At 73.3% G+C, this 10,260-nt stretch carries 8 protein-coding genes and 2 tRNA genes; 7 read left to right on the top strand and 3 right to left on the bottom strand.

The window, feature by feature from the left end:
- Window positions 1-79: 79 nt before the first annotated feature.
- Window positions 80-1,540 (top strand): ABC transporter substrate-binding protein, encoded by a 1,461-nt coding sequence (locus ACZLKG_RS13180; protein ID WP_425710115.1) that lies wholly within the window; start codon window positions 80-82, stop codon window positions 1,538-1,540.
- A 93-nt stretch (window positions 1,541-1,633) separates the two neighbouring features.
- Here ACZLKG_RS13180 and ACZLKG_RS13185 read toward each other — a convergent pair whose 3' ends face one another.
- A complete protein-coding gene (locus tag ACZLKG_RS13185) occupies window positions 1,634-2,602 on the bottom strand; it encodes an NAD(P)H-quinone oxidoreductase (RefSeq protein WP_463648998.1) in 969 nt (322 codons plus the stop codon).
- A 113-nt stretch (window positions 2,603-2,715) separates the two neighbouring features.
- Here ACZLKG_RS13185 and ACZLKG_RS13190 point away from each other — a divergent pair.
- From ACZLKG_RS13190 to ACZLKG_RS13200, 3 genes are all read left to right on the top strand, one after another.
- Window positions 2,716-2,798: transfer RNA gene (locus ACZLKG_RS13190), tRNA-Ser, on the top strand.
- Between the two features lie 86 nt (window positions 2,799-2,884).
- Window positions 2,885-2,973: transfer RNA gene (locus tag ACZLKG_RS13195), tRNA-Ser, on the top strand.
- A gap of 117 nt (window positions 2,974-3,090) precedes the next feature.
- Complete coding sequence (locus ACZLKG_RS13200; protein ID WP_425707922.1) at window positions 3,091-3,480, top strand: hypothetical protein; 390 nt, start codon at window positions 3,091-3,093, stop codon at window positions 3,478-3,480.
- A 178-nt stretch (window positions 3,481-3,658) separates the two neighbouring features.
- Here the strand turns inward: ACZLKG_RS13200 and ACZLKG_RS13205 are convergent, their stop codons facing one another.
- Window positions 3,659-4,363 carry an SPOR domain-containing protein gene (locus ACZLKG_RS13205; RefSeq protein ID WP_425707923.1) on the bottom strand — a complete coding sequence of 235 codons (705 nt, stop codon included), beginning with the start codon at window positions 4,361-4,363 and terminating at the stop codon, window positions 3,659-3,661.
- Between the two features lie 222 nt (window positions 4,364-4,585).
- On the opposite strand from ACZLKG_RS13205, the gene ACZLKG_RS13210 reads away from it, so the two are divergent.
- Window positions 4,586-5,329, top strand: a complete 744-nt coding sequence (locus tag ACZLKG_RS13210; protein ID WP_425707924.1) for a hypothetical protein — start codon at window positions 4,586-4,588, stop codon at window positions 5,327-5,329.
- A 66-nt stretch (window positions 5,330-5,395) separates the two neighbouring features.
- Here ACZLKG_RS13210 and ACZLKG_RS13215 read toward each other — a convergent pair whose 3' ends face one another.
- Entirely contained in the window at window positions 5,396-7,435 is a 2,040-nt protein-coding gene (locus ACZLKG_RS13215; protein ID WP_463648999.1) for a hypothetical protein, read from the bottom strand.
- A 338-nt stretch (window positions 7,436-7,773) separates the two neighbouring features.
- On the opposite strand from ACZLKG_RS13215, the gene ACZLKG_RS13220 reads away from it, so the two are divergent.
- Entirely contained in the window at window positions 7,774-8,676 is a 903-nt protein-coding gene (locus ACZLKG_RS13220; protein ID WP_463649000.1) for a sulfurtransferase, read from the top strand.
- A gap of 252 nt (window positions 8,677-8,928) precedes the next feature.
- The gene (locus ACZLKG_RS13225) at window positions 8,929-10,041 is read left to right on the top strand and encodes a hypothetical protein (RefSeq protein ID WP_463649001.1); all 1,113 of its coding nucleotides are present in this window, start codon (window positions 8,929-8,931) and stop codon (window positions 10,039-10,041) included.
- The last annotated feature ends 219 nt before the right edge of the window (window positions 10,042-10,260 follow it).

Below are 10,260 nucleotides of genomic sequence, written 5' to 3' on the forward strand. Positions count from 1 at the left end.
CGCGTCGTCGGCCTCGTGCCCGGCTCGCCCTACGATGGCGTGGCGCTCCCGGGAGAGGGGGCGCGCGGAAGGGCGGACGATGGCACGGAGCACGAGGCGACGTCGAGGTGCGGCGCTCGCCGCGGGACTGGCCGCGGCGACGCTGCTGGCGGCGTGCGGCGGGAGTGCCGACGACGCCGAGGACACCTCCGAGGAGCAGGGCACCGCGGAGGACCCAGGCACGGCCGACGAGCCGGACGCGGCGGGCCCCGCCGAGGCCCCGTCGTCGGGCCCGCCGGAGGCCGGCTCGGACGGCCCGCCGGTCCCCGAGGACGTCGAGCTGCCCGAGCTCGAGGGGTACGCCGACCTGTCCGGACAGACCGTCGAGGTCGCGACCCCCTGGACCGGCCACGAGCGCGACCGCTTCGACGAGGTCGTCGTCGCGTTCGAGGAGGCCACCGGGGCCCGCGTCGACCAGCTGGGCCTCGGCGGCAACCCGGTTCTCGCGATCACCGAGAGCCTGGACAACGGCAGGCCGCCGAACATCTCGTTCGTCGGCGACCGGGGGCTCGTCGAGGCGCTGGCCGAGGACGGCAGCATCGTGCCGCTGCGCGAGGAGACGCTCGCGAGCGTCGAGGAGAGCTACGCGCAGACGTGGATCGACCTGGGCTCCGTCGACGACGAGGTCTACGCCGTCTGGCTCGAGGCCTCGACGAACTCCCTGTTCTGGTACGACACCGCCGCCTATGCCGAGGCCGGCGTCGAGGCTCCCGAGACGTGGGAGGAGCTCGGCGAGGCGCTGCGAACGGTCTCCGGGACGGGCGTCGCGGGGCTGGCGGTCGCCGTCGACCTCGGCTGGACGCTGACGGACTGGTTCGAGAACGCGTACCTCCGGGTGGCCGGCCCGGAGGCCTACGACCAGCTGGTGGCGCGGGAGATCCCGTGGACCGACCCGAGCGTGGTCGACACCCTCGAGCTCCTCGGCGAGCTGTGGAGCGACGAGGAGATCGTGCTCGAGGGCGGCGCCGACCGCACCTACCCGGACAGCGTGGAGAACGTCTTCGGCGACGAGCCGAGCGCCGCCACGCTGGTCGGCGGGGAGATCGTGGCCGACTCGATCGTCGGGCAGACCGACGCGGTGGTCGGCGAGGACGCCCGGTTCTACCCCTGGCCCGCGATCGAAGGCTCGGCCCCGTCGGTCGTGGGGGACGCGGCCGGTGCGGTCGCGTTCGACGAGGAGCAGGGGACGGCCGAGCTCATGCGCTACCTCGCCTCGCCCGAGGCGGCGAACACCTGGATCGAGCTCGGCGGTTCGCCCGCACCGAACCGGCAGGCAGACCTCGACCTCTACGACGACGACGTGTCGCGAGAGCTCGCCCAACAGATCGTCGACGCCGAGGTGTTCCGCCTCGACATGTCCGGCCTCATGGCGCCCGACTTCGGGTCGAACCAGCTCGAGGGGCTGTGGCCGATCCTGTCCGACTTCTACGACGACCCCTCCGACCCGGAGGCCACCGCACAGGCGCTGGAGGACGCGGCCCTCGACGTCTACGGGTACTGACGCGGGCGCGGGGGCGCCCAGACGCCGCCGTCCGTCGTCGTCGGGCCGTGCGTGTCCCGGTCCCGTGCGGCGTGGCGCCGCCCTACCTCCCGGTCAGACGGTGAGCAGGATCTTCCCGAACGCGCCGCCGGCCGCCATCACCTCGTGGGCGCGCCCGGCCTCGGCGAGCGGGATCCGCTCGGCGATCACGGGCACGACCCGGCCGTCGGCGACCCATGGCCACACGCGCTCGCGGACGTCGTCGATGAGTGCCGCCTTCGACGCGCGGGAGCGGGTGCGCAGCTTGAGGGCGCTGATCGTGCCGGACCGGGCGAGCAGCGCGCCGAGGTCGATGGGCCCGGTCGCGCCGTCGAGGACGCCGATGACCATGATGCGCCCGCGCTCGGCGAGGACCGAGATGTTGAGCTCGAGGCCGCCGGCACCCAGGACGTCGAGCACGACATCGACCCCGCGGCCGTCGGTCGCGCCCAGGATCTGGTCCGCCACGTCGTCGGAGCGGTGGTCGACGGCGACGTCCGCGCCGAGCTCAAGGCAGCGGGCCGTCCGCTCCGGCCCGCCCGCGGTGGTGACGACGCGCGAGCCGTAGGTGTGGGCGAGCTGGATGGCGATCGTGCCGACGCCGCCCGACCCACCGTGCACGAGCACGGTCTGCGACGGCGCGAGGTGGCCCTGCTCGACCATGTTGGTCCAGGCCGTGCACACCGACTCGGGCAGCGCGGCCGCGTCGACGAGGTCGACGGAGTCGGGGACCCTGAGCAGCTGCCCCACCGGCACGACCGCCTTCGTCCCGTAGCCGCCGCCGGCGAGCAGCGCGCACACCCGGTCCCCGACCTGCCAGCCCTCGACGTGGTCGCCGAGCACGCTGATCGTGCCCGAGCACTCGAGGCCGAGCACGTCGGACTCGCCCTCGGGCGGCTGGTGGCCGCCCCGCACCTGGAGGAGGTCGGCGCGGTTGACGCCGGCGGCGACGACGTCGACGAGGACCTCGCCCGCACCGGGGACCGGGTCGGGGGTGTCGACGAGCTCGAGCCGGCCGTCGTCGGTGACAGTGATGGCGTCCATCCGCCCATCGTGCCCCAGGCGCTCACGAGATGTGGCGGAACCGGATCGACCGGATCGTAGGATGGTCCGCGGCCCGCTCGGGGGCGGGCCGCAGGCCCGGCGGTGCCGGGCGAGGAGGGTTGACAGAGCGGCCGAATGTGACGGTCTTGAAAACCGTTGTGGGAAACCACCAAGGGTTCGAATCCCTTACCCTCCGCGGCGGTGGTGACGAGTCTCGCGCGTCCGGCGTGCCCTCTGCTTTGGAACGGTCGCGGGTGTCCGGGTACCCTGGACGCTGCATCTGGAGACGTCGCATAGTCAGGCCTAGTGCGCATCCCTGCTAAGGATGTAACGGGGTAACCCGTTCGTGGGTTCAAATCCCACCGTCTCCGCGTGTGTGATGTCCCAGGACATCGTGAACGGCTGGGCCCCCGGTGACCGGGGGTTCAGCCGTTCTTTCGTCGGTAGGTGTGTGCGGGGTCCAGGGTGAACCCGCCTACCGTGCAGCCATGCAGGGAGAGCAGCGGGCCGCGGCCGACGACCTCGTGGTGGAGTTCGACCGTGATCCGGTCGCGGCGGGCGACGACGCCATGTCACACGGTCAGTCGTGGCGGATGGCGGCCGGCTCCGACTTCGAGGACGTCATCCGGGCCTGCGTGTCCCAGCTCGCCTCGGTCTTCGGCACCGTCGGGTGGCTGCTGACCTGCTGCTCGCGTGGTCGAGACGTGCCGTTCGCCTTCCTCCTGGTCAGCCCGCGCACAGGGGTCGTCGTGCACCGGCTCAGGGCGATGCAGCACAAGACGCCCGCCTGGCACGCCGGCCAGAACGGCGGGGTGCTGCGCGTCTACGCGCAGTACCACTCGGGCGCCGCGCCGACGCCGCTCGGATCCCGGCGATGACGGCAGCGCTCACGACGGCGAACCACACGGTGGCGAGGGCCGCCGGACCGGTGCCGATGATGCTGCGCGGCTCGGGGTCGGGCCCGGCGTGGCGCGTCGAGAGGGCGCCGAACTGCACGAACGGAGGCCGATTCGTGCACCTTCGCGCCCTCTCGACGAGAGGAGCGCCCCGGCCCGGTCAGCCGGCCGCGAAGAAGCGCGCCGTGTCCTGCTCGAAGTTGAACGACTCCTCGATGCGCCAGACGCCGCCCTCGATCGCATCCACCCGCACCATGGCGCAGGAGTTGCCGGTCACGGTGCCGCCCTCGTAGACCTCGCCGGCATCCATGAGCGGGCTCGGCACGACGCCGCAGTACCCGGAGTAGGTCACGGCGTCCGTCCCGACGAACTCGATGCTGAGGTCGAGCCAGGCGGTGCCGGACTCCGAGCCCAGGTAGGTCGCCGTGATCGGCACGACGACGAAGTTGTGGCCGTCGTCCGGCGGGTCGTTGAACATGTTCTCGTTGGCGATGGTCTGGTTCGCGTCGTCGACGGTCGACCCGACCTGGATCTCCCAGTCGCCCACGCGCACGGCCGTGTCGATCGGTGCGGGCGCGTCGCGCGAGACCCCGACGTCGTCCCCCTCGCCGCCGGAGGGTGCCGGTTCGCTGGTCGGTGCCGGTTCGGTGGTCGGTGCCGGTTCGGTGGTCGGGGCGGGTTCGGTGGTCGGCGCCGGCTCGGAGCTCGGGGCGGGCTCTGACGACGGCGCCGGGGGCTGCTCGGTGGACCGTTCGACCTCCGGGGTCTGCGGCGCGACGGCCGTCGGGATGTCGGGCCCGCCGCAGGCGGCGAGCGACGCCGCGGCAAGGGCGGGAAAGGCGAGGGCGGCGAGTCGGCGACGCACAGGGTCTCCTAGGGCGGGTTCTGCAGAGGATGGCCACATGGTCCCACCACCGCGCGGCCGGGGGGACGGGTTGAGATGGCGATCACGAGGCGGAGGCCCCGCACACGGTCGCCTGGCGCGCGCCTGCGCACTGCTAGCGTCGCGCCGGGAGCGGGCTCGCCCTGCGACCGCCCGGCGCGACCAGCGAGGCCGGCCCCACGAACAGGACGAACGGACGGACAGATGAGCAGCTACGGCGGTGGGTACGGCCCCCAGCAGGGCGGAGGTCCCGGCGGTGGCTACGAGGACCAGTTCAACCGGGCGTACGGCAACCCGCCGCAGGGCGGTCAGCCCCAGCGAGGCTACGGCGCTCCCCAGGGAGGCTACGGCGCTCCGCAGGGAGGCTACGGGTCTCCCCAGGGAGGCTACGGCCAGGCTCCGGGGAACCCCTACGCGCAGGGTGATGGAGTCATGCCGGGGCGGCAGCAGAAGAGCACCACGGGTCCCAAGGTCGTCACGTTCATCGGTATCGGGCTCATCGTCCTCGCGATCGCCGGGGTCGTCTTCGGCATCTCGCGCATCGGCAGCCTCGTCTCCGACGCCGACTTCGAGACCGTGGGTGCCGGCGGTGCACAGATCGAGGCCGAGGCGGGCGAGGAATGGGCCCTCTACGCCTCCGACGGCGGATCGCCCGAGGCGCGGACGCAGTCCTGCGAGGTCGTCGGGCCCGACGGCGCGAGCGTGCCCCTGTCGACCACCGGCACCGACATCTCGGTCAACGAGTACGAGCTCGGGCACCGCTTCACCACCCCGCAGGCCGGCACGTACTCGGTCACCTGCGACCAGAGCGCGTTCGTCGGGCACAACATCGGCGCCGGCGAGATCGCGGCGCCGATCGTCGGGCTCGTCGGCGGCATCCTCGGTGGCATCCTCGGCGTGGTGATGACGATCATCGGCGCCATCTGGTGGATCAGCCGGCGCACCTGACCTCTCCGTCGGCCGGAACGCGCGCCCGCACGGCCGCGCGCCGAGCTGCCGCGGCCGGGGTCGCCGTCACCCGGCGGCGACGTAGCGGACGATCTCCTCCTCGACCAGGTCCTCCGTCTCGGGGTCCTGGGTCCACCCGGTCGTGCGGACCTCCCAGTGCCCGGCGGCGCCCTCGTGCTCGCGCATCTCGAGGCACACGTCGTGGGTCACCGACCCCGCGGTGACCACCGCGAGCCCGGTGCCGAGATCCCAGGAGCACTGGGCGTGGGAGTCCCCGTACGCGGCGGGGTACCCGTCGTCGGGGATCCAGGCGAGGGTCACCTCGTCGAAGGCGCCGGCCGGCACCGAGGACGTGTTGGTGACGATCACGGTCGCCCCGAGCCGCGTCCGACCGCTGCGCAGGGGCTCCTCGTCGTCGACCGCGTGCCCCCGGATGCTCGCCGGACCGACCTCGACGACCCACAGTCCCGCCCGCACGGGCGTGCCGGCGGGCGCCGGCCGGTCCTCGTCGACGCCGTCCTCGGGGTCGACGACCGGGATCTCGAGGGGATCGAGCTCGGTCGCCGCGGCGTCGGTCGCGACGTAGCGGCGCGGGTCGGTGCTGTCCGGCCCGTAGCTCGTGACCTGCCAGACGCCGCCGTCGACGACGTCCTCGCCGACCTCGACGCACAGCACCCCCGAGGCGTGCCCCCGCGGGCTGTCGTCGCTCGAGCTCTCGAGATCGTCGACGTCGAACTCGTCGTCCGAACCGTAGTTGCAGGGAACACCGCTGGCCCGGTGCAGCCGGCCGTTGCGGTCGACGTAGGAGACGTCGAACGAGTACCGGTTCCAGGTGTCGATGACGCCCGAGTCGTCCTCGACGACCTCGATGTCGGCAAGGACGAGGACGTGCCCGTCCCGAGCCTCGCTCTCCCGGCCGTGCTCGCCGAACCTGATGACGTCGTCCGTCTCGACCTCGCCGATGCTCACGGTCGTGTGCCCCACCTCGAGCGGGCTCCCGGCCGGTGCCGGCTGCTCCCGGGTGATCCCCTCGGTGCTCCCCGGCTCCGGCGCTGTCGACGCGGCCAGGAGCTCCGGCGTCGGCTCGACCCCGAGCTCGACGTAGCGGTAGGAGCCCTCCCAGCCCACCGAGCCCTCGGCGAGCTGCCACCGCCCGCCGGCCACGATCTCGGTCGGGACGGACTGGCACAGGGCGATCTCCGCGGTGCCGCCCGGCTGGATCGGTCCGAGCGGGTCAGTGGGACGGCTCAGCGGGGTGCACTCGGGGACCTGCGGGTGGGCGAGCCCGGTCGAGTCGACGAACTCCAGGCCGCCCAGCGCGGGCTGCACCGGCTCGGTCCCCAGGTTGGTCACGGTCAGCGTCGTCCCGATGAACATGTCGCCGGTATGGGGGACCGGCTCGTCCCCATCCTCGTCGGGCAGGAGCTCCGGCGCCAGGTCGGTGGGCCCGACCGCGACGGCGATGTCCCCGACCCGCATCGGCGTGCCGCTGGCGGCCGGCAGCTCGATGCTGCGGCCGGCCAGCGGGTCCACCACGGGCAGGGGGCCGAGCTGGCCCGGCGCCTCGGCGGCGAGGCGCACGTAGCGGCGCTCCTCGGCGTCCTCGACGCCGTCGGCGACGGCCCACACCGCGCCCTCGAGCCCGTCGGTCGGCACGACCGTGCACCAGCGTGCGGTCAGGCGTTCGCCGGGTGCGACGGCGGGGGAGCCGACCACCGTCGCCTCGCCCTCGCAGGCGCTGCCCGGGTAGGAGGCGCCGGCCGCGGTGACGAGCTCGAGCCCGAACCGGGCGCCCGGATCCAGCGGGCCGTCCGCCTGGTTGACGGCGTCGACCACCACGGACACGATCCGTTGGTCGTCGCCGGGAGCCGCGACGAGGTCGACGCCGGCGACGGGCTGCCTGGTCGCGTCGTCCTCGGTCTCGCCGAGGGTGACGGCCCACCCGCCGACGGTGACGGTCGATCCCATCGGTGCGGCCTCCTGCCAGGAGGGGCCCGCCCGGGTGGGCGACGGCCGGAGGGCGACCTCGGGGGCGGCGGAGCACGCGGTCATCACGAGGGCGCCGACGAGCGCCAGGGCGGGGACGGCGGGGCGTTTCCTGGGCATGGTCTCCACGGCTCAACTCGGTCGGCTGCCGACATTGTGGCCGCGCGTCGGGGACGAGGAGCGGATTCCGACGGGGAGGTGGACCCGTACCGGCACGGTCGCGGACGACGTCCGCTCGCCGGTCCGGCCCCGACCGCGCCTCCCGGTGGTCCACATGGCGGGACCTGGCGGGGGCGGACCCACGAGGGCCCCGTTCCCACCTAGCGTCGACGGCGTGGAACTCGTGCTCGTGCGCCGGCTCTGGCTCGACCAGGGCCAGGCCCGCTCCCGCCGATGTCGCTGACAGCGCTTCTTCAGCGCTGCCGACCCGACACCCCCACCCACACCCAGGAGCGCCCATGACCACCACCGGCACCACCGACCCGACCTCGATCGCCCGACTCGTCTCCCCCACCGAGCTCGCCGAGCTGAAGGACGGGCCCGGCGTCGTCGTCCTCGACGCGACCTCGATCATCCGCCAGCCCGACGGCGACGGCTTCTACAGCGCCGACACCGGCCGCGACGTGCACGAGCAGGGCCACATCCCCGGCGCCGTGTTCGCCGACCTCCTCGAGGACCTCGCCGACCGTTCGAACCCCGACTTCTGGACGGCGCTGGCGGCCGAGGAGTTCGCCGAGAAGATCGGTGCGCTCGGGGTCGGCAACGACACCACCGTCGTCGTGTACGACCAGGGCCAGAACATGTGGGCCACCCGCCTGTGGTGGAACCTGCGATACGTCGGCCACGACGACATCTACGTGCTCGACGGCGGACTGCCCGCCTGGGAGGCCGCCGGGCTGGACGTCGAGTCGGGTCCGGTGCCGCCGCCCGAGCCGCGCGAGTTCGTCGCGCACCCGCGCCCGGAGCTGTACGCCGACGTCGACTCGGTGGCCGCCTCCCTCGACGACCCGGGAACCGTGCTCGTCAACAGCCTCGACCGCCCGACGTTCACGGGCGAGCGCGTCACCTACGCGCGGGCGGGCCGGATCCCCGGCTCCAAGCACATCTTCTTCGGGGACCTCGTCGACCCCGACGGGCTGGCCGCCGAGGTCGACCAGGTGCGCGAGGCGGGGGACGCCGCCGAGGTCATCGACGGCGAGCCCTCGATCATCACCTACTGCGGCGGTGGCATCGCGGCGACCTACGTCGCGTTCCAGCTCGCCCGCGCGGGACGCGGGGACGTCGCCGTCTACGACGGCTCCATGACCGAGTGGGCGAACAACCCGGCGCTCCCGCTCGAGACGGGCGAGCCCGTCTCCTGACCCGGAGCGACGCCGGCACGCCCGCCGCCTGACCCGGAGCGACGCCGGCGGAACCGACCCGACCCGGACTGCGCCCGGCCGCGAGAACCACCGCGGCCGGGCGCAGTCGTGCGATGCCGCCCAACCGTGACCGACCGGGCCTGTACCGGGCGATCCCGCGGGAGTACGTTCCTGAGATCGGACCGGCACGAGCCCGCCCGACCGCCCACCGGGGCCCGGTGACGTGCCTCGAGGATCACGCAGGAGTGAGCCATGGGGATGCATCGTGAGACCGGGACGAGTCCGCCGAGAAGGTCACTGAGGGCCGGGGCGGCGACCGCGCTGACCCTGGGCCTGCTGGGGGTGGGCGCGCCGTCGGCCGTGGCCGCGGGCGAGGGCAACGACGACTTCGGGGAGATGTACTTCCTCAACGACGAGTGGACCGGCACCGCCAACCACGAGATCCCGTTCAGCCTGCCTGTCGAGATGGTGTTCATGGGCGACTGGGACGGCAACGGGACGGACACCTTCGCCCGGCAGCGCGGCAACGTCATCGACTACGTCAACATCCTCGGTCCCACCGAGTTCGACGGCTGGTTCACGTTCGGCCGCACGTTCGACACCCTCTACACGGGCGACTGGGACGGCAACGGCACCGAGACGTTCGCGGTCCGCCGCGGTAACCGGTACCTGATGCGCGACACCCTGACCGACGGCGTGGCCGACCGGGTGGTCCACTACGGCCGCGCGGACGACGTGGTGCTCGTGGGCGACTGGGACGGCGACGGCGTGGACACGTTCGGCGTGCGGCGGGGGAACACCTACTTCCTGCGCAACTCGCAGAGCTCGGGTCCGGCGGACGTCGTCGTGGACTACGGCCGCTCGGGGGACGAGGTGCTCGTGGGCGACTGGGACGGCGACGGGCGCGACTCGCTCGGCGTGCGTCGAGGCAACACCTACTACCTCGACGACGAGATCGCGCCGGGCGCCGCCGAGATCGTCCTCGACTACGGGCGAGCCGGCGACAGCGTGCTGGTGGGCGACTGGGACGGCGACGGCGACGACACCCTCGGGGTGCGCCGGCCCGGCCCGATCGAGGACGTCGTGCTGCGGGCCGCGCGCGCCGCCTCCGCCGGGGACCGGCCCCTGCTCGACCACCTGAGCAGCGACAACGGCGAGCAGTGGCTCTGGTACGCGTTCCAGGAGTTCTACGACCCGCCGCAGTGGCCGACCAGTGTGACGGGCTGCAGCCCCGAGCCCGGCGGTGTCTTCGTGTGCGCCGTCCGCTCCGACGACTACCCGGTCGCGATCGGTCACGCCTACGTGGCACCCGACGGGCGGACCACCTGGCAGGTCATCGACTACGCCATCGTCGCGGACTGGTGAGGACCGACGTGCCGCGGAGGTCAAGGTCACGATAAGGTCACGCAGCCGTCAATGGAGCGTACTCCTTCGGCCGGTCCCGCGCAGCCTCTACCGGTGGCCAGGTCAGACGTTCCCGCGACCGAGCGTTGTCGCGCACCGGGTGGTCCGACACGGTCGTGGGGGGGGGGGGGGGGGGGGGGGGGGGGGGGGGGGAGGAGAGGGAGATGGGGGGCGGGTGGG

This window comes from Georgenia sp. Z2081, assembly GCF_055326445.1.

Coding starts and splice junctions, on each gene's coding strand:
- ACZLKG_RS13180 (WP_425710115.1), top strand. CDS start 80: ATGGCACGGAGCACGAGGCGACGTCGAGGTGCGGCGCTCGCCGCGGGA.
- ACZLKG_RS13185 (WP_463648998.1), bottom strand. CDS start 2,602: ATGGACGCCATCACTGTCACCGACGACGGCCGGCTCGAGCTCGTCGAC.
- ACZLKG_RS13200 (WP_425707922.1), top strand. CDS start 3,091: ATGCAGGGAGAGCAGCGGGCCGCGGCCGACGACCTCGTGGTGGAGTTC.
- ACZLKG_RS13210 (WP_425707924.1), top strand. CDS start 4,586: ATGAGCAGCTACGGCGGTGGGTACGGCCCCCAGCAGGGCGGAGGTCCC.
- ACZLKG_RS13215 (WP_463648999.1), bottom strand. CDS start 7,435: ATGCCCAGGAAACGCCCCGCCGTCCCCGCCCTGGCGCTCGTCGGCGCC.
- ACZLKG_RS13220 (WP_463649000.1), top strand. CDS start 7,774: ATGACCACCACCGGCACCACCGACCCGACCTCGATCGCCCGACTCGTC.
- ACZLKG_RS13225 (WP_463649001.1), top strand. CDS start 8,929: ATGGGGATGCATCGTGAGACCGGGACGAGTCCGCCGAGAAGGTCACTG.